The sequence below is a fragment of the Neobacillus jeddahensis genome (assembly GCF_000612625.1).
Classification (GTDB): Bacteria; Bacillota; Bacilli; order Bacillales; family Cytobacillaceae; genus Neobacillus; species Neobacillus jeddahensis.
This window is the reverse complement of record NZ_CCAS010000079.1, coordinates 1-17483: the sequence shown is the minus strand read 5'-3', so window position 1 is coordinate 17483 and position 17483 is coordinate 1. Positions and strand designations below refer to the sequence as shown.

Genomic DNA, 17483 nt, shown 5'->3' with positions numbered 1-17483 from the left:
CAATTAATAAAAATATAAATGAAAAAAGAGATGCAAGCGTGACATAACTAAAATCGATTAGCTTTCTCAAGTGTTGTTTTTCATAACCATTTTCAGCCATTTTTTCCCCCTTCTTTTAGTTGTCTTTTTATATGAGTTTGATTCCTTAAAAAAATCTTTCCCTTAATATACTTCTCTATTTAATTAACAAATACCTTCCTCCACAAACCTGCATAAGAAATATCATTTCTCTAACATATAAAGTTAATTTATCGAAATAATAATCAAAAAAGGTGGGATTCTCAAATGAAAAAAATAACTACACTTATTTTTCTATTAGTAACACTATTCACCTTAAACGTTCAGTTAGTTTTAGCCGAGTCTAAAATTGATGCAGAGCCTTGGAGTAAGTACCCTGATAATTCAGGAATGAATTTCCAAGATGTAAATTCATTTTATAATTCACTTGATAAAAAATGGTATGTTGAATTTAAAAATGCAAAATTAAATATTCGAGAAAAAACTTATTTTAAAGACATCAACAAAGTGCTGTCCAAAGCTGACGAGTACGGCGAATCAAGAACTGGTGGAGAAGGTTTTCATCCTAAAAGACAAGTATATGTATTTGTAACAGTAAGTGAGGATGGCAAAAAAATGCTCACTACGGTTTTTGATGCTGAAACTCGGAGACCTATTTCAGCAAGTTCAAATTTTGAAAGAAAAAACCCTTACAGCTCCTAAAATGGAGCTGTTATACTTTTGGTATAATTTTTTTACTAACCTGCCCGTTACTTGAATAAGAAAAAGAGAAACTTCGGTATTGAAGTATCTCACCCTTTAGTTTAAGTGCCAACCTTCACAAACACACAAATTGGTTTAATAAAAAAATAGCACCACCTCGTTATTGAAGTAATGCATTCGTTAGAGAGCATGAAACATCGATGTTCGATTTGCAAACAGTTTCTACCTTAATTTCACGCTGTAATACCTCATTCCTTTAGGTATACCCTTAATATCAAAAACTCCCTTATATATTAAGCTCCTCAATCTATATTCTATAAAAGCATCACCTACATTATTATCTAGGAGACCAAGCACTTCCCCGATTATCCTACCTGATTTCATAAAGTCCTTCTCTTTTTGTTTAGAATATAATTGTTGGGCAGTGGTAACAATCATTTCATCAAAGTGATCTTCATTTACTGTTTTGATTTTATTATTCTCCCAAATTCGAACAACCCCTTTAGAATCGGATAGGGATAGCCATTCTTTTTCAAATTGTGTTCTTTCCTGAACAGTTAATGGCTTAGATAATTTTTTTTGATAGATAGCGTTTAATTTCTCTGGCACAACCTCGCCAGTATGCAAATAAAAATACTGATATTCATTTGTATTAAATAATTCCTGGTAAGCAATTGTTGTATTTATAAGGTAAATTTGATTTATTTTTTCTTTAAGCAAGTAAAATAGATAGCATACTCCCGTTTGTTCATTTGCGTTTTCAGCAGTCCAGATGACAATTGGGACTTGACTAGGTATAGCATCAATTTCTGAAAGAGTGTTTTTAAACCTACGTTCATACTCTTCCTCGATAAAATCATCTGGATAAATCAAATGATCTCTCAACCATTCATATCTACGGTTACGTCCAACTTCTTTATGAAGCTCCCAAATTGAACCTACAGCAAAGAAATCAGGAAAGCCAATCACCTTATTCTCACCCTCTAAACCTACTTTTAAAGAACCCGCAGCAGATTCTCCACATACAATATGTACGGTTTCATATTCTCTTTCGAAGTGATTCTCGTTTTTTAACACACCAAGGATTCTATCTTGTGAAAAATATAGTTTTTCTATCATCTCTTCTTGTGAATCATTCGATTCTTTTATAGTTTTTAATCGATACATCATATGTAACAATAGGCTTTTTGCTTTACTGCAACTTAATTTTTGTATTACCTGCTTTAATTCATCATCCATTAATGATCACTACCTTATTATTTATTAAGTCACGAGTATATTCGCTGTTATTTTGCATTATTCATATTAACTCCAACATTATCTTCATTAGTGCCACTCTCCACACATTCACCTTCTATATTACCATTAATTTCCTAAGATTTATTAAACTAAACTCCCCGTTAGTTGAAGTAGCCACTAAAAATATTTTTACATAATATTCCTATAAACGTGCTAAAAGCAGTGTTATTATGCAGAAACACACTGCTTTTATAGTTGTTTTTAGATTATCGTATCTATGTATTATTTCTGGATTGTATTTTATTGGTTTGATCGTATATTTAATCTACCGTTTCATAAAAAAACCTGAGTTAAAGACAACCTAAAAAGCATTGTCATATTTTTTTATGGACTCATAAAAAATTGTTGTTTTAATCTGAATTTAAAAAGCAGGAGCATTCGTTGTGAATTGCCCTGCTTTTTTTGTTATTTCATTTGAAATTTCTACTTTTGCACCTCAAAAGAGAACCCGTTATTTAAGGTAAGGTTCACCTTCCTCGATATTTTTAAATTCCTATTTTTCAACAATATCTCTATCTTGGACAATGCTTGATGTATTTACTATAAATTTACTATAAACCTTGTCATAAAGCTTGATAGCACAATAGCCAAGCAATCCCCCAAAGGTGTTTAGTATTAGATCATCGACATCAAAAATTCCGATAGAAAAAACAACCTGTAGGCATTCCAAGCATAAACTTAAACTCAAAGATCGAGCTAATACGCCTATGAATGACAACCCTTTATTTTTAGACAATAATACAAGAAACATTCCAAATGGTATGAACGCTGCGATATTCCCAAGCAAATTACTTAATTCATGCCACCCCGATAGACTCTGAATATTAATGAATATTGTTTTTAACGGGCTAAAATTACCTCTTTGTAATTGGTACATGAGATTATCTGGGTTCCCAAGATTCCTCTGAAGTTGATACCAGAGGAAGGTCATATCTCTCCAGCGGAACTTAAATAGAATGATTCTAAGTAATGCGTATAGATAAAAGACAAATAGTGCTAGTACAATAATTCTGTTCATTACTTTCGTTTTTTTCATTCCGCCATCCTCCCCCCTGAGATTAGTATCTGTTGTTCTGGGAAGCACTGTCACCATTACACCATCCATATTGTTGCCTGATATCTCCCAACGAAGATTGGAAGGCACTTGAATGGTTATATCTTTGGTTACAGGGTAATAAGAGATCTCATATTTTTCACCATCTATAGTAGTTGAAATGGTATAGGTTGTCCGTGCAACCGGTAAAAGCTTATTTAATGGGAAAATCAAAATAACTATGGGGGTATGGTTCGTTTCTTAATACATAGTGCCACCATTCGAAGCTATATGCTTCAAACCCACTGTTTTCCATGATCGAACGCAAACGTTTGCGATTTTGCACTTCATTGCCTGAAATTCCTTTTGCCGCGTGATGAGAGCGTTCATCCATAAAATCAAATCCGCTCCCCATTGGTACAAGCTCACCCGTGTCTAATCGATAAAGTGTAAGATCAATTGCGCTTCCGCGGCTATGGCTTGATTTGGAAGCCACGTATCCTTTTGAGACCATCTCGGCTCGGTCAATATTGGGATAATATCCTTCCTTTGTCAGATCATCCTCCGGCTGTGCAGCCCATTGCAAAAAACAGTTTACAGCACGCTTAGGACGGTAACCGTCCCATAGAAGCAATCCGTACCCTTGAATAGCAGCCAGTTCTTTTACCTTCAAAAGCGCGTCGGCCAACTCGTATGTTCCTACAATGCGATTTACTTCATATCCGTCAACCGGCTTTCCGGTGAAATTATCCCATGTAGCATATTTAGCGTCCCAACGAACACCGTGTACTATTTCATCTAAAAAAGTAAATCCTTTTTCCATGCTTATCACCCCTTTAACGCTAATACGATCAGGCGGTCAATCAGTACGGGAAGCGTTATACCTGCAGCGGCCATCATACGGGGATAACGGCTGTATGACGTGAAACCGGGCAGGGTATTGACTTCATTAAGTACAATGCGGCCGTTATCTTGTAAAAACATATCAACACGGGAAAGACCTCTACAGCCGAGCGCCTTATATATTCTTTTTGCCGTTTCCTGTATCCGTCCTCGCTCCTCTACCGACAGGTCTGCGGGAATGGTTATACTCGCGTTTTCAGAGCCTTTTTCCGGCTCGGCCTCCTGATGAATACGAAAGATACCGTGCTGCAGCCTGATTTGGTCCACCTCGCCAACAACAAAAGCGGAACTGTTTCCCAATACGGCACAACCGACCTCACAGCCCAAAATAGCCTGCTCAATTAAGATTTTGCTGTCATATTGTCTTGCCAATTCAATTGCGGTGTCCAATTCATCTGCTCCATTGACTTTTTTCACACCAAAGGATGAGCCTGAACGCGCCGGCTTAACAAAAACAGGATAGGTAAACGTATCTGCCACCGGCCTATCGTCTTTATTAATAACCCAAAATTCAGGAGTAGCTATGCCAGCGTTTTTCGCAACGATGTATGTCAGCGATTTGTCCATACAAATCGCGGAGCTTTGAATATCGCAGCCCACATAGGGGATACCGGACAATTCAAACAGACCTTGTATGGCTCCATCTTCACCCGACTTGCCGTGCAAAGCCGAAAATACAACATCAACGTGGTGGATTTCATATTCATGGTTTTTTTTCACAAGCAATCCGTGCATTTTTTTATCCGGCGAGAGCACGGCAGAACAGCAATTGCCGTTTTCCCATTCCGCGCACGGTTTTTCGCATATTTTCCAAACACCGGATTTTGAAATTCCAATGTAGAACGGCTCGTATTTTTCTTTGTCAATGTTAGCGGCGATCTCTATTGCGGATTTTACCGACACGTCATGCTCCTCTGAACAACCGCCAAACAGGATTGCAACTTTTACTCTATCCATGTGCCAAGCTCCTTTCAAATTCCAAACAGTTTTTGATTGTTTTTTCAACGGTATCACGCAACGCCTGTTTGGTATAGTAAGCCGTATGCGGCGTGATTATCACGTTTTGCAGCCTTTGAAGTTTCAGTAAAAATTGATTATCAATTGGTTTTTGTGTGCAATCAAAGTAGAAAATCCCTTCCTCTCCTTCCAATACATCCAATGCGGCACCGCCCAGTTTTCCGTTTTCCAATGCTTTAATCAGCGCATCGGTATCTATAAGCGCACCGCGCCCGGTATTGATAATAAACGCGCCTTGCTTCATTCTCCTTATTTGTTCGTGGCCGATGAGATGGCGTGTATCCACACCCAGCGGCACGTGAAGCGTAACGATATCGCTATTTTGCAACAACTCATCAAAAGAGACATAGTTTGCCTCTATGCTTTGGCTGCGATTATAAGCCAGAACTTGACATCCAAATCCTCGCAGCCGCTCCATAACCGCTTTGCCTATATGGCCCGTTCCTACCACGCCAACTGTCATGTCGCCCAGTACCTTGCCACGGACGCTGTCCAGCCTGAAATCATGTCTTTCCACAGAGTGCAAAATAGATTTCGCGTTGCGTACTGTCATAAGCATCAGCATCATGGTATAATCGGCAACGCTATCCGGCGAATACGCCACATTGCCGACCGTGATGCCCATTCTCTTAGCAGCAGTTGTATCTATATGATTGAAGCCGATGCTTCGGGTAGAGATATATTTCACACCGGCTCTCTTCAGTGCAAGAAGTATAGACGCGGAAACCTCGGATTTGTGCCCCACGCTTATACATTGATTGTAAGGGTAGGATATAGCGTTGGATTCCCACACGTCGGCGTTAATGATCGAGGGCCTAACGCCAAAGCGCGGCGACAGGACACGGAATGCATCTGCCTCGTCCTGATCGCATCCATAAACGGTAATGCCGATGTTTTTCATAATTAAGCCCATTCCTTTCTCCAAAAGGCACCAATAAGAAAACGGGGATGCCAATCGCGGTAAACTTGTCCTATCTTTCTCTGGCGAAACGAAAAAAGCTCGTTCTTACGGTTTTAAGTCTACCGCGTAAGAACGAGCCGTTTTTTAATATTAAATTGTTAATTTCCTAAGAAAAAGTAAAGATGACCTTAAGATTTTCCTAAGAAACGATATTCATTTATTCGGAACCTCTTTTTCAACCAGATCTGGAAAGGCCGGAAGCTCTACCGTAAACGTTGTGTAGTAATCATTACTTTCCGCGTAAATCCCCCCGCCATGCTGAACAATGATCTCTTTTGCAATCGCCAATCCAAGTCCCGCGCCGCCCGTATCGGAAGACCGGGCATCGTCCAGCCTGTAAAACTTTTCAAATATGGCAGCGAGCTTATCTTTAGGAATGCTTCCAACGTTCTTGAAAACGATAGACACCATACCCCCGGAGAGACCCGCCGTAATGTCAATGACGCTGCCCGCCTCGCTGTATGCAGCAGCGTTTTTCAAAATGTTGTTAAAGACCCTCGCCAGCTTATCAGGGTCGCCGGATACGGTCAAATCCTCGGAAGCATGGATAACCGCCCGTTTTCCATTCGCGGAAAGCTGGGGATAAAATTCATCGGTCATCTGCACCAGCATATAGTATAGGTCTATGTGCTTTTTCGTGAGCGTAATCGTTTGGAGGTTATACCGCGTAATCTCAAAAAACTCATCGATTAGCTGTTCGAGACGATACGCTTTGTCCAACGTGATATGCACATACTTTGCCTTTTGCTCTAGCGGCATGTCTGGCGCCTCGTCAAGCAGGCTCAGATAACCGATAACGGATGTAAGGGGCGTTTTAATATCGTGTGCCAAGTACATTACAACGTCATTTTTTCTTTGTTCGGCCAGCTTAGCATCCTGCTCTCGCTTTTCCAGAGTCCGTCTTAATGTGTTGAGCTTCTGTTCCATGAATTCCATTTCCGCAGAAAGCTCAATTTGTTTATCTTCGTTCTGAATCAGTATATCAATGCCGGTATTTACCTCGTCAAAGTATTTTGCGAATTTTGCAAGCATGACGCGGCATAGAATAAGAATACTAATGGCAGTCGCCACATAAATAAAGATTTCTATATTATTCCTTATGGTATACTGATATATTTTCATCGCGTCCTGACGATCTAAGTCATAACCGTTTTCCAAAAAACGTACGATCCACTCCCCAAGTTTCCCCCGGAAAAATAAACGCAAAAATAACACGAATACAATGGCTGCCATAACAATCACAACGATATATAGGTAGAGCTTTCGTTTTAGTTTGAAATAATCGGGTTTTTTAATCATACTTTCATTTTTCAATTTTATAGCCAACCCCCCATACCGTTTTGATATACTTCGGATTATCAATGGTGTCGTTCATTTTTTCGCGCAGATGTCGAATATGCACGGTGATAGTGTTATTGCTCTTGTTGAAATATTCGTCGCCCCATATCTCATGAAATAGCTGCTCAGAACTGACCACATTTCCCTTGTTTTCACAGAGGATGCGCAGGATTGAAAACTCGGTGGGAGTGAGGGGTAACGGCTTCTCGTTCAGAAAACACTCATGCGTGTTTATATTAATAACAAGGCCGGAGTGGACGATAACATTTTCGTTTTGCTCCGTTACTCCATTGTATTTTTTGTATCGGCGCAATTGCGCCTTGACCCGCGCAATTAACTCTAGTGGGCGAAAGGGCTTCGTTATATAATCGTCCGCACCAATTGTTAGCCCTGTAATTTTATCTACCTCCGTATCTTTCGCGGTCAGCATGATAATTGGATAGGTGTGCTTGTCCCTTATTTTTTGGCAGATAGTAAGGCCGCTTGCACCGGAAAGCATGATGTCCAATATGGCAAGGTCAAGCTCGGTCTTGTCTATACATTCCAACGCTTCTTTGGCGGTATAGTATTTTAAAACCGTATAATTCTCGTTTTTTAAGTATAGCTCAACCAAATCGGCAATTTCATGTTCATCGTCCACAACCAGTATTTTATCGCTCATCATTATCAACTCTCCTTTATGGATTTGCTTTTTTCAATCGGAATCTTTTCAAAATATATATATAACCACTGGAATCCACAGATCGACGTAGGATATCCGCTGATTTTCATAAATGTCATTCTACTTCTTGTAGTGTTAATTTGCTCAATGTATTGTCGCTCCTCATTGTGTCAATTTTCCTATTTGAGTCTATTGTAATAAAAGGGCATTTGAAAAAGCGATTTTTTTGTAAATATTGTTTATTATTTGTTCAAAAAAACTTCCTTGGATGAATGCTCTATACAAATTCAGTTTACATAATGAAAAATTTCCAGAAGTTCCAAAACACAAAACCCCTTGGCACTCAAGGGGTTTCAGCATGTCTGTTTCAAAAGTTTATGCATAATTTTATACACCGCCTATAAGTCAACGTTTTTAGCTTTGGAAGAAGTCCTAGAAGTTGATATATATCATAGTAGGGTTTTATGCAACTTTAATGCACTACTTAATTCTCCATGGTCATAAATTTTTTATATAATTATTATCTCGTTCTAACTAAGTGGGCATTCGTTACGCTTTGTTGCGAGGGAAACAAAATCTGGGTATACTGTATATAAATCAGGAGGGAGCTATCATGGATAAAAGACAGCAGTTAATGAGTGAACTTATGGATTTATGCAATGAAATCACCTGGCTTAATAAACCTGAACTAGAATCAGCTTTAAATGGCTTTACATTGAATGAGATAGAATTGATCGAAAAAATCGCCCTCATCCCAAATGCAAACGTAACAAAACTTGCGGCTGCAAGCTATATGACCCGTGGCGCTATAAGCAAGCTCACCAAGAAGCTGATAGCTAAAAATATGATTGAAAATTATCAACATGCTACAAATAAAAAAGAGATCTATTTCCGATTAACAACTATTGGGCAAAAAATACATCATGTCCATCAAGAATTACATCGGTCGTTTCTCGACCGTGACAAAGAAGTATTTAAACATATGACCGCTGACGAATTTGACACTATTTTTCGTTTCATTGGTCGATACAGGCATCATTTGAAAAATATCACTGAGTAAGTGGTGTTTTTTTATTTCGTTTTATTGTTGACGAGGAAACAATAAAAGAGTAAACTTATTTTGTTGACATAGAAACAATAATTCCGAAGGAGAAATATGATGGATACTTCAATCAATAAACACGCGCTAACATTTGGGTTGATCTCAGTCTTTTTAACTGGTCTGGGATTGACTATCGTCAGCCCTGTTTTGCCTTTTTTAGTAAAATCTTATACTAGCAATCCAAGCAGTCAGGCTACTGCAGTAACATTGCTTACTTCTATATACGCACTTTCTGTATTCTTGGCTGCACCCGTCTTAGGCGCATTAAGTGACAGATATGGTCGTCGTCCAGTATTGATTATTAGCCTACTCGGTTCTGCTCTTGGCTACTTTATTTTTGGTCTTGGAGGGGCACTTTGGATTCTCTTCCTTGGACGTATCATTGAAGGGTTGACAGGCGGCGAAATTTCAGCGATTCTTGCTTACTTTGCCGATATCACGCCTTCCAGTGAACGCACTAAATACTTTGGTTGGATTAGTGCTATTGTTGGAGTTGGCACTGCTCTCGGTCCTACAATCGGAGGTGCACTTGCAACTCTCGGGAATAGTGTCCCTATGTATGCCGGCGCCGTCATCACATTGCTCAATGCCATATATGGATATTTCTTTATGCCTGAGAGCCTTGAAAAGTCTAGACGCGCATCACACATTTCCGCTAAACATCTTAATCCATTTATACAACTATCAAACGTTTTTTCCTTTAAATCTGTTAAATGGCTACTGATTGCTGGATTCCTAATTTGGATACCTAATGGATCATTACAAGCTATTTTCTCTCAATTTTCAATCGATACATTTGCATGGCAGCCTGTATTTATCGGTCTGACATTTTCAATAATTGGAGTGCTTGACATCTTCTCACAAGCAATCATTATGCCACGATTACTTATATTTTTGACGGATAAAAAAATCGCTCTTTTAGGGATGATAGGTGAAATTATCGGTTATATCTTTGTTGCGGTTTCAGCATTTACAGCGTTTTATCCAGTCTTTATCATAGGGATGATTTTCTTTGGACTCGGTGATTCTATCTTTGGTCCATCCTTTAATGGGATGCTTTCAAAATCTGTTAGCGCCAGCGAACAAGGCCGTATCCTAGGTGGTTCTCAAAGCATTCAATCTCTAGCTCGAGTGATTGGACCGATTATTGGCGGACAGTTGTATTCAATCGTCAGCCATACCACTCCAGCCATCATGGGGGTACTATTGATCGGAGTATCTGCTTTTGTTTTATCAAAACAACATCGTTAGATTCAAAGTCAAAAATATCGGGAAGAATGTGGACTCCGTAACGGTCCAGGCATTTCGAAATGAGCCGAATTACAAGGCGAAATTTGTACTCTTTGAGTCTGGAATAATGTGCTCATTTCCAGTACTAATAAAGAAAACTCGCAGATTGGCAAGCCCCTAAGGGCGAAGACAGAGGCGTAGTTACACTTATGCCTGATAGGAAAGTTATACTTTCCTATCGGCCAGAAAAAAGACCGCCGAAGCGATCCTTCTTTTGCTTTAACACCCGTTTGTTGAAGGAAAAAATTCTAATTTTTATTATGCTTTGCTAATTCTTCATGTAATTTTTTTATCTCTTCTGTTTGGTCCAAGATATTATTATTCACTTTTCTCAAGGCATCATATAACGCAAAAATACCTGCAAACACTAAAAAACCAACTAGTAAATCCATTTACACACCTTCTTCACTCAATATACTAAATTAATAATAATCCAACTTGGATAATTCTGTAAAACTAAATTTCTCTTAGTTAAACAAATCTAGTGAAGCCATTTAGTGTAAATGAATTTTTTTACAAACCTTAGATTATCTTTAATGAATTATAAGAAATGGACAATTATCCTTGGCGATTCTCAATATATTAAATTACTGCCTTAAAGTCCTTAAGGAAACCCTTGGTTTCAACAAGAGAGTACCAAAAAAGGATAGATAGAGCATATTTCATTAGCTCATCTATCCATTTAACCACCTACGCATTCATGATACTTTAGATTATCTAAGTCCAGTGGAATACAAACTTATGCACCTTAAGAAAACTGTCTAGTTTAGTGTTGACAATCCATCACAATGTTAGTTGAAGAGTGGTTTATGTAAATGTGCATTTGTAAAATTCGGCATCTACCAGTTAACGGGCCCTTCAAACTGTGGATCTTGCCAGTAAATTAAAGGAAGATCGAGGATACATTATTGGTGCTATAATAGGCTTAACAAATACAATTGTTTCAAGAGAAGTTCAACAAAAAATGGTGGAGGTGTTTCAAATGACTGATGCATTTAAGGAAATACAAGAAGAAATACAAGAGCAAACCAAAAGAGAAATGAGAAAAGAAGACATTTACTTTTTACTGGACAATGAAATTAAAGTTGAAGAAGAAGCAAGAGAATTAAAACGCGAAGTATCTAGAATCAACTCATTTGATGCCCTAGACAGACTATTTAAATTCATTATGAAGAGCCATCCTGATTTTGATGAGTTAAAACAAAAAGTCACAGAATTGCTTGGTATATCCAGGCAGAGATTTTAAATGAAATCCAGAAAATCCCCCACTTTTGTTAAATTTGACAAAGAGGGGGATTTTAAAAAATGACTTAGTTCAAGTGAACGAAGCCATTTTATTTTTTCAAAGACCACTACAAAGGGAGGTGCAAATTGTTCAACAAATTGATTTGCATTTTTGCGTGTGTTTTCAGGTTTTTCGATAATGACAGGGGTGTTTTTTACATTCACCATATCCTTAAAAGGTAAATTGAATGGACACCAAAGCTGTATCTTCATTGACTAAGCTAAGATCAGTGATCTTGGCCTGCTATAGTAGATTTCTTCGACAAAACTCAGTATACATTTCCTTAATATTTGCTATTTTCCGGTAATACCGCAGATACTTCAACATCATGTCCGTGTTACAACTTTTTTGAGCTCTCACAAAACTTATAACTACTGTTAACGCATCGTCCTTTGGTGCAGTACTAGCGCTTATACCGTTAATTGAAAATAGCAACATCAATGCAAACAATAAACTAACTTTTTACACCCCTTTTTTAAGGCGTTCCCTTTCCTATATTGCGTTATTTCTCACCGTATTTCCCATCTCTAACTGCTTTTCTAAACTGTCCATCTTTTTCTTTAATGGCAATGGCTTCTTCTGTACTTATTCCTTTTATGGAGTAGTATTTTGTACCTTTTTCATATTCGTTCGAGAAATTTCCTTTGTACGTGTCTTCTATATCCGAATGTTTTGTTACTTCACCAATTTCGCCATTTACTTCGTTTACATATTCATCACTGACTTTATAAATATAGCCATCCCAAACCACAAATGAATAAGCCCACTTGGCAGATGATTGGTCAGTTGAGCAGCCCGATAAAGTCATTAGAACAAATACAAATATTATAGCGAAAATAAAATTTTTTTTGTTTTTCAATTATATCCCTCTTTTGCAAATATAGACCTTTTGGTTAATAATCCTTCACAATGTCTTTGAAAAGTTGTATTTGAATCATTTAAAGGTCAAAAAGGATTATTGGGTCCGAAAGGATTTTCTGGTGGATATTCCTCTAACTTATCAGCTGTTCTTTCATCTGGTGAAGTCGCCCCAGATTTTTTGTCCAAATAAATGGCTATTCCAAACAATATAATGATAGGTGTAAATATATAAATCCAAATCATCATAGCACCTCCAGACTAATTAACGAGTTACTTCTATTATATTACAAATTTAAGTTTTTTTTACAATACCTTTGTAGTTTGATCCTTACACCTGTTAGTTGGAGAATGATCAATTAATCTAATAAATTTAATATAATTGTTAACACAATTGATATAGAAATAAAACCAATTATAAAATACCCTACATATTTTATTGGTTTTGGCAATTTATTTAATTTTGCATTTCGTGGGCTTGTGGCATTACCTTCAATCTTGTTAAAGTGGTCAACAACATCGTTAAATGGTTTATTTTCCTCTTCCATACAACTGCCCCCTTTACTAAATATTAACATTTATCCTTCCTGATGGTCGCACTTTTCTATGAATTTTTAATTGTAAATGCCGGTCAACTTATTTTTTTAGTCGAGCATAAGGGGAATCAATTTGTTATAAGTTGTATGCGAAGAAAATAGGGCCAGTACAGTAAATTTAATTTTTTGTAATGATTGTAGTGAAAACTTAAAACAAAGATGACAAGCATTGGAGCATAAGATAAAAAAGTATAAACACTCAACTTTTAATTGAAGGAGGTTTTTATGATGGGTATTTTAGCGAAAATCATCTGTAAATTAAAAGGTCATGTTTATGAAGAAACAAGTCAGCGACCTGATGGATGGGGATATATTGCGACTTGGTTTATATGTAACCGATGTGGTTTTGAAAAAGTAGTCACCAAGCGGGAGGATGAAGTTTAACGCTAGTCAAAAGTAACGGTGCCTACGTATTGTACATTTTTAGATAAGAAATGATCTTTTCTATCCCATCAATCAAAGGACAGGTTAGTTTAATCTGTCCTTCTGTTTTTTCATCCCTTCTTCAATTATCCCTTTCGTTAGGACAACAAAAAAACGCCCCAGCCATCACTTCTTTAACTCTTTATAGCCATTCTTTTTATAGAAATCTAATGCTTGAAAACTCAAAGTATCTACTTTAATGAAATCACATTTTTTATCCAAAGCAATTTTCTCAATCTCTGATACCCAGAATTTCTTTTATCCTCATTTAAAATAACAGTATAAATCTCCAACCAATTCCTACATACCCCTCTTAGGATTATTTCTGTATGCAGAATGATGCTTCCCCTCTAAGCTGTATTCGTCTCGATTTGCTTTCTCAATATTGCACCCAACATTACAATCGTATATGGTTATATTCAGTGATATGGTTCATCAACTTAAACCATTAAACAAATGTTGGAGGTATTTGACTGAATGAATAAACAGGACCAACTAAATAGAATCAAAGAGGATTTTATTAATTGTCAAAAAGTTCTTCTGGCAATTGGGGATGAAACACGGCAATCTATTCTTTTAGTGCTAATGGGGACGGATTGCCAAACAGGATTACGTGTGGGTGAAATCACGGAACAAACCCATCTTTCTCGACCTGCTGTGTCCCATCATCTGAAAGTTTTACGAGATGCCGGTGTTATTTTAATGCGTAAAGAAGGGACAAAAAACTTTTATTATATTAATGTTCATACAGAATTAGGTTTATTAAGATCGCTTATGTTGGATATTGATACGTTCATGCAGAAATTTTATGGAAATGATGAAAAATAAACACACATTATTTGGAGGTATAGGCTATGAAAGCAATGGTAATTGATCAGTACGGGAAAGTTCCCATTCGTTTGGCAGAAATGCCCACACCTGAAATGGGTGAATATGAGGTACTCGCTGAAATTCATGCAGCTAGTATTAATCCTGTTGATTTTAAGATACGTGATGGGAAAGTGAAATTATTAGTTAAATATAAGATGCCTCTTATCTTAGGGAATGACTTTTCTGGTGTCGTCGCAAAGGTTGGAGCAAAAGTGACTCATTTTAAAGTGGGTGACGAAATATATGCACGTCCACGAAAGAGTAAAATCGGTACGTTTGCTGAATATATCGCCATTCATGAAGATGACATCGCTCTAAAGCCTAAAAATTTAAGCTTTGAAGAAGCAGCATCGATCCCACTAGTTGGGCTAACTACTTATCAAGCCCTACATGATGTCCTGCAATTACAAAAAGGAGAAAAGATTTTGATTCATGCTGGGTCTGGTGGTGTCGGTACCTTTGCGATTCAACTGGCCAAATTAATGGGTGCCACAGTTGCAACGACTGCAAGTGTGGCAGGTGAGAATTTAGTAAAATCTCTTGGTGCAGATAAAATGATCAATTACAAGACAGAAAAATTTGAAGAGATCCTGCATAATTATGATGCCGTATTTGATACACTTGGGGGCGAAACACTCGAAAAATCATTCGAAATTATAAAAGACGGAGGAAAAATTGTTTCCGTTTCGGGATTACCGAATGCTCGCTTTGGTAAAGAATATGGTTCCGGATTTTTTAAAACGTTGTTGTTTGCAGCAGCAAGTCGTAAACTTACGGCGCTTGAGAAAAAGCATCATGTTCAATATACGTTTTTGTTTATGAAGCCAAGTGGTGAACAATTACGTATCATTGCAGACTTTATTGAATCTGGCAAAATCAAACCTATAATTGATCGGGTTTTCCCTTTTGAAGATGCTCAAAAGGCGATGGAATATGCGGAATCAGGAAGGGCGAAAGGGAAAATAATAGTAAAAATCAGATAGTTGTCAAACGAAGCAAAAAATATTTCCTAACCTTCCATTTTTTTTAATATTTCTATAAAAGTCACTCCCTTTTAATCAATCTCTTTTCAAAATGGAGCCTTTTGTTATAATGACCACAATGTAGCTTAAATTTTTAATAAATAGGAGGAGCATATGGAGAATAACGTTTTTGAACAGATGGCAAATAGATATGATACAGAAGAAAGAATGGAATTAGCGAAAGTGATTGTTAAGGAAGTAAGACCAGAATTACGAAATAGTAAATCAAAATCTTTAATAGACTATGGGAGTGGTACTGGTCTCATTAGTTTAGAATTATCCGATTTAGTTGATTCTATTTTGTTGGTAGATTCATCAAAACAAATGTTGGAAGTGGCGAAGGCTAAAATTTCTCACAAAGGAATGACCAACTCAAAAGTACTTTATTCAGATTTTACTCAAGAAACTCCTGAACTTAAGGCAGACATTGTTTTACTGTCACTAGTCCTTCTTCATATTCCGGATACTAAAAAAATCTTACAAGAATTGTTCAACATTTTAAATAAGGGTGGCAAGCTACTGATTATTGATTTTGACAAAAATGATAAAATAAGTCATCCGAAAGTTCATAACGGTTTTTCGCATGAAGAACTGAAAAATAGATTATCCGAAGTTGGATTTAACTCAATTGTAATGAAGACCTTCTATCATGGCAATCGGATTTTTATGAATCAAGATGCCTCAATGTTTATATCCAGTAGTATAAAGTGATGTTTTTCTTTCTTAGTTCACACATTCTTTAAAAAAGAACCATTCAAATCAGGGGATTGGCATTTGACCTTGTGAACCGTCATTGGTCTAATTTCTTACGTGCGGTACTACATATTACATGTAATGATGGGAGATAATAAGAAAAATATTTTTCTGGGGGTATAACTTATGGCTGCAGAAAATCGGGTGGGCCTTACATCAGCAGAGATTACGGCTCTTTGGACATCCTATATCAATGATAGTGCGATTTCATGTAAATTAAAATACTTTATCAACATAGAGAAGGATGAAGAGATTAGCGCATTAGTCAAACAGGCTTTTGATATTGCTCAAGGAAATCTTAAAACGATCACTGAGATTTTCAATAAGGAAAAATATCCGATACCATATGGATTTAACCTTAATAAGGATGTTGATCTAACTGCTCCTAGATTATATTCAGATTCTTATATACTGTATTACCTCCATCAAGCAGCGCAAATTGCTTTGCAAGGATACTGCTTCAATCTGTCCATATCTGTTAGAGCAGATGTATATAGTTTTTTTAGTGAGTGTATTTCACAAGTAACTACAACTTTTAGAAAGATAACTGAGCTTTTATTATCTAAAGGTCTTTATATCAGGTCTCCCTATATTCCTATTCCTGAGGATATTGATTTTGTTAAAAAACAAAGTTTCCTTAAAGGATTTTTTGGAGAAAAAAGACCCTTAGCTGGTACTGAAATTACAAATCTCTTTGTTAATTATCAAAGAAATGCATTTGGAGTCACGACCTTATTAGGATTTAGTCAGGTTGCTCAGTCAAAAGAGGTTGCTAATTTCATGGTAAGAGGAAAAGACATTGCTACAAAGCATTGTCAGGTTTTTGACTCTATTCTTAAAGAGGGTGACCTTCCTGTTCCTGAGAAATGGGATACTGGGGTAACCGAATCAACCGCTTTTACCTTTTCTGATAAATTGATGATGTTTTTTACTACATCCCTTATTGCCATAAGTATAGGATTCTATGGTGCAAGTATGGCCATGAGTCCTAGAAGAGATTTAGGTTTACACTATGTCAGGCTTTCTGCTGAAATAGCCAATTTTGCAGCGGATGGAGCTAAAATAATGATTGAAAACGGATGGTTGGAACAGCCGCCAATGGCTCCTGATCGAGATGAGTTGGCAAAAAGGTAATGATTAACACTCAATCCTTCTTGCACCAATCAGATCTCCCGAGCCGCTTGGAGTGGAAATCGCCATCGCCCATCTATTTGGATAATGATAAATACTATAAAAGCTTGCTCAAAGAGTAAGCTTTTCTTCTGTAAACACTATCACATGTTCCAGGTTTTGGTTCATAAAAACAATGATCATTAAATTGACCAGAATGAGGTTGACCGAGCCCTATTGGT

At 37.1% G+C, this 17483-nt stretch carries 20 protein-coding genes and 2 pseudogenes; 9 read left to right on the top strand and 13 right to left on the bottom strand.

Annotated features, from left to right (window positions below):
* Positions 1 to 285 precede the first annotated feature (285 nt).
* Complete coding sequence (locus TY15_RS21040) at positions 286 to 720, top strand: hypothetical protein (protein WP_040203375.1); 435 nt, start codon at positions 286 to 288, stop codon at positions 718 to 720.
* A 222-nt stretch (positions 721 to 942) separates the two neighbouring features.
* Here TY15_RS21040 and TY15_RS21035 read toward each other — a convergent pair whose 3' ends face one another.
* The 8 genes and pseudogenes from TY15_RS21035 to vanR-A form a co-directional block, all read right to left on the bottom strand.
* A complete protein-coding gene (locus TY15_RS21035; protein WP_040203374.1) occupies positions 943 to 1959 on the bottom strand; it encodes a DUF1835 domain-containing protein in 1017 nt (338 codons plus the stop codon).
* Positions 1960 to 2512: 553 nt separating this feature from the next.
* Entirely contained in the window at positions 2513 to 3055 is a 543-nt protein-coding gene (locus TY15_RS21030; protein ID WP_042375465.1) for a VanZ family protein, read from the bottom strand.
* Between the two features lie 15 nt (positions 3056 to 3070).
* A pseudogene (locus TY15_RS25405) lies at positions 3071 to 3241 on the bottom strand (D-Ala-D-Ala carboxypeptidase VanY); the annotation flags it as partial.
* Between the two features lie 25 nt (positions 3242 to 3266).
* Positions 3267 to 3875, bottom strand: a complete 609-nt coding sequence (vanX, locus tag TY15_RS21025; protein WP_040203373.1) for a D-Ala-D-Ala dipeptidase VanX — start codon at positions 3873 to 3875, stop codon at positions 3267 to 3269.
* A 5-nt stretch (positions 3876 to 3880) separates the two neighbouring features.
* Positions 3881 to 4912: a D-alanine--(R)-lactate ligase gene (gene vanA / locus TY15_RS21020; protein ID WP_040203371.1), complete on the bottom strand. Its 1032-nt coding sequence runs from the start codon at positions 4910 to 4912 to the stop codon at positions 3881 to 3883.
* The gene (gene vanH, locus TY15_RS21015; protein ID WP_074432853.1) at positions 4905 to 5873 is read right to left on the bottom strand and encodes a D-lactate dehydrogenase VanH; all 969 of its coding nucleotides are present in this window, start codon (positions 5871 to 5873) and stop codon (positions 4905 to 4907) included. Before vanH ends, vanA begins: the two co-directional genes overlap by 8 nt.
* 213 nt (positions 5874 to 6086) lie before the next feature.
* On the bottom strand, positions 6087 to 7259 hold the full coding sequence (gene vanS / locus TY15_RS21010) for a vancomycin resistance histidine kinase VanS (RefSeq protein WP_074432851.1): 1173 nt from the start codon (positions 7257 to 7259) through the stop codon (positions 6087 to 6089).
* On the bottom strand, positions 7237 to 7932 hold the full coding sequence (vanR-A, locus tag TY15_RS21005) for a vancomycin resistance response regulator transcription factor VanR-A (protein ID WP_040203614.1): 696 nt from the start codon (positions 7930 to 7932) through the stop codon (positions 7237 to 7239). Before vanR-A ends, vanS begins: the two co-directional genes overlap by 23 nt.
* Before the next feature lie 613 nt (positions 7933 to 8545).
* Between vanR-A and TY15_RS21000 the strand changes: the two genes are divergently transcribed.
* Positions 8546 to 8992, top strand: a complete 447-nt coding sequence (locus TY15_RS21000; RefSeq protein WP_040203369.1) for a MarR family transcriptional regulator — start codon at positions 8546 to 8548, stop codon at positions 8990 to 8992.
* A 99-nt stretch (positions 8993 to 9091) separates the two neighbouring features.
* On the top strand, positions 9092 to 10285 hold the full coding sequence (locus TY15_RS20995) for a tetracycline resistance MFS efflux pump (RefSeq protein ID WP_040203367.1): 1194 nt from the start codon (positions 9092 to 9094) through the stop codon (positions 10283 to 10285).
* A 287-nt stretch (positions 10286 to 10572) separates the two neighbouring features.
* On the opposite strand, the gene TY15_RS24760 is transcribed toward TY15_RS20995, so the two are convergent.
* Positions 10573 to 10716, bottom strand: a complete 144-nt coding sequence (locus tag TY15_RS24760; protein ID WP_179301688.1) for a hypothetical protein — start codon at positions 10714 to 10716, stop codon at positions 10573 to 10575.
* Positions 10717 to 11306: 590 nt separating this feature from the next.
* Here TY15_RS24760 and TY15_RS20990 point away from each other — a divergent pair.
* Positions 11307 to 11570, top strand: coding sequence for a hypothetical protein (locus tag TY15_RS20990; protein WP_040203365.1), 264 nt, complete (start codon positions 11307 to 11309; stop codon positions 11568 to 11570).
* Positions 11571 to 12111: 541 nt separating this feature from the next.
* On the opposite strand, the gene TY15_RS20980 is transcribed toward TY15_RS20990, so the two are convergent.
* The 3 genes from TY15_RS20980 to TY15_RS20975 form a co-directional block, all read right to left on the bottom strand.
* Positions 12112 to 12468, bottom strand: a complete 357-nt coding sequence (locus TY15_RS20980) for a hypothetical protein (RefSeq protein ID WP_244440975.1) — start codon at positions 12466 to 12468, stop codon at positions 12112 to 12114.
* A gap of 86 nt (positions 12469 to 12554) precedes the next feature.
* A complete protein-coding gene (locus tag TY15_RS24485; RefSeq protein WP_179301686.1) occupies positions 12555 to 12716 on the bottom strand; it encodes a hypothetical protein in 162 nt (53 codons plus the stop codon).
* 110 nt (positions 12717 to 12826) lie between these two features.
* On the bottom strand, positions 12827 to 13015 hold the full coding sequence (locus TY15_RS20975) for a hypothetical protein (RefSeq protein ID WP_040203362.1): 189 nt from the start codon (positions 13013 to 13015) through the stop codon (positions 12827 to 12829).
* Positions 13016 to 13291: 276 nt separating this feature from the next.
* Between TY15_RS20975 and TY15_RS24480 the strand changes: the two genes are divergently transcribed.
* Complete coding sequence (locus TY15_RS24480) at positions 13292 to 13447, top strand: hypothetical protein (protein WP_157042280.1); 156 nt, start codon at positions 13292 to 13294, stop codon at positions 13445 to 13447.
* Between the two features lie 165 nt (positions 13448 to 13612).
* On the opposite strand, the pseudogene TY15_RS25035 reads toward TY15_RS24480, so the two are convergent.
* Positions 13613 to 13806 (bottom strand): annotated as a pseudogene (locus TY15_RS25035) (N-acetyltransferase); the annotation flags it as partial.
* A 157-nt stretch (positions 13807 to 13963) separates the two neighbouring features.
* Here TY15_RS25035 and TY15_RS20970 point away from each other — a divergent pair.
* The 4 genes from TY15_RS20970 (at position 13964) to TY15_RS20955 (ending at position 17265) form a co-directional block, all read left to right on the top strand.
* On the top strand, positions 13964 to 14314 hold the full coding sequence (locus TY15_RS20970; RefSeq protein ID WP_040203361.1) for an ArsR/SmtB family transcription factor: 351 nt from the start codon (positions 13964 to 13966) through the stop codon (positions 14312 to 14314).
* 26 nt (positions 14315 to 14340) lie between these two features.
* Positions 14341 to 15339 carry an NADP-dependent oxidoreductase gene (locus tag TY15_RS20965; RefSeq protein ID WP_040203359.1) on the top strand — a complete coding sequence of 333 codons (999 nt, stop codon included), beginning with the start codon at positions 14341 to 14343 and terminating at the stop codon, positions 15337 to 15339.
* A gap of 153 nt (positions 15340 to 15492) precedes the next feature.
* Complete coding sequence (locus TY15_RS20960; protein WP_040203357.1) at positions 15493 to 16089, top strand: class I SAM-dependent methyltransferase; 597 nt, start codon at positions 15493 to 15495, stop codon at positions 16087 to 16089.
* Between the two features lie 168 nt (positions 16090 to 16257).
* Positions 16258 to 17265 carry a DUF3231 family protein gene (locus TY15_RS20955; protein WP_040203356.1) on the top strand — a complete coding sequence of 336 codons (1008 nt, stop codon included), beginning with the start codon at positions 16258 to 16260 and terminating at the stop codon, positions 17263 to 17265.
* Positions 17266 to 17483 lie beyond the last annotated feature (218 nt).

Bases quoted from the DNA above. Each gene is read 5' to 3' on its own strand.
- TY15_RS21040 (WP_040203375.1), top strand. From the start codon at position 286: ATGAAAAAAATAACTACACTTATTTTTCTATTAGTAACACTATTCACC.
- TY15_RS21035 (WP_040203374.1), bottom strand. From the start codon at position 1,959: ATGGATGATGAATTAAAGCAGGTAATACAAAAATTAAGTTGCAGTAAA.
- TY15_RS21030 (WP_042375465.1), bottom strand. From the start codon at position 3,055: ATGAAAAAAACGAAAGTAATGAACAGAATTATTGTACTAGCACTATTT.
- vanX (WP_040203373.1), bottom strand. From the start codon at position 3,875: ATGGAAAAAGGATTTACTTTTTTAGATGAAATAGTACACGGTGTTCGT.
- vanA (WP_040203371.1), bottom strand. From the start codon at position 4,912: ATGGATAGAGTAAAAGTTGCAATCCTGTTTGGCGGTTGTTCAGAGGAG.
- vanH (WP_074432853.1), bottom strand. From the start codon at position 5,873: ATGAAAAACATCGGCATTACCGTTTATGGATGCGATCAGGACGAGGCA.
- vanR-A (WP_040203614.1), bottom strand. From the start codon at position 7,932: ATGAGCGATAAAATACTGGTTGTGGACGATGAACATGAAATTGCCGAT.
- TY15_RS21000 (WP_040203369.1), top strand. From the start codon at position 8,546: ATGGATAAAAGACAGCAGTTAATGAGTGAACTTATGGATTTATGCAAT.
- TY15_RS20995 (WP_040203367.1), top strand. From the start codon at position 9,092: ATGGATACTTCAATCAATAAACACGCGCTAACATTTGGGTTGATCTCA.
- TY15_RS24760 (WP_179301688.1), bottom strand. From the start codon at position 10,716: ATGGATTTACTAGTTGGTTTTTTAGTGTTTGCAGGTATTTTTGCGTTA.
- TY15_RS20990 (WP_040203365.1), top strand. From the start codon at position 11,307: ATGACTGATGCATTTAAGGAAATACAAGAAGAAATACAAGAGCAAACC.
- TY15_RS24485 (WP_179301686.1), bottom strand. From the start codon at position 12,716: ATGATGATTTGGATTTATATATTTACACCTATCATTATATTGTTTGGA.
- TY15_RS20975 (WP_040203362.1), bottom strand. From the start codon at position 13,015: ATGGAAGAGGAAAATAAACCATTTAACGATGTTGTTGACCACTTTAAC.
- TY15_RS24480 (WP_157042280.1), top strand. From the start codon at position 13,292: ATGGGTATTTTAGCGAAAATCATCTGTAAATTAAAAGGTCATGTTTAT.
- TY15_RS20970 (WP_040203361.1), top strand. From the start codon at position 13,964: ATGAATAAACAGGACCAACTAAATAGAATCAAAGAGGATTTTATTAAT.
- TY15_RS20965 (WP_040203359.1), top strand. From the start codon at position 14,341: ATGAAAGCAATGGTAATTGATCAGTACGGGAAAGTTCCCATTCGTTTG.
- TY15_RS20960 (WP_040203357.1), top strand. From the start codon at position 15,493: ATGGAGAATAACGTTTTTGAACAGATGGCAAATAGATATGATACAGAA.
- TY15_RS20955 (WP_040203356.1), top strand. From the start codon at position 16,258: ATGGCTGCAGAAAATCGGGTGGGCCTTACATCAGCAGAGATTACGGCT.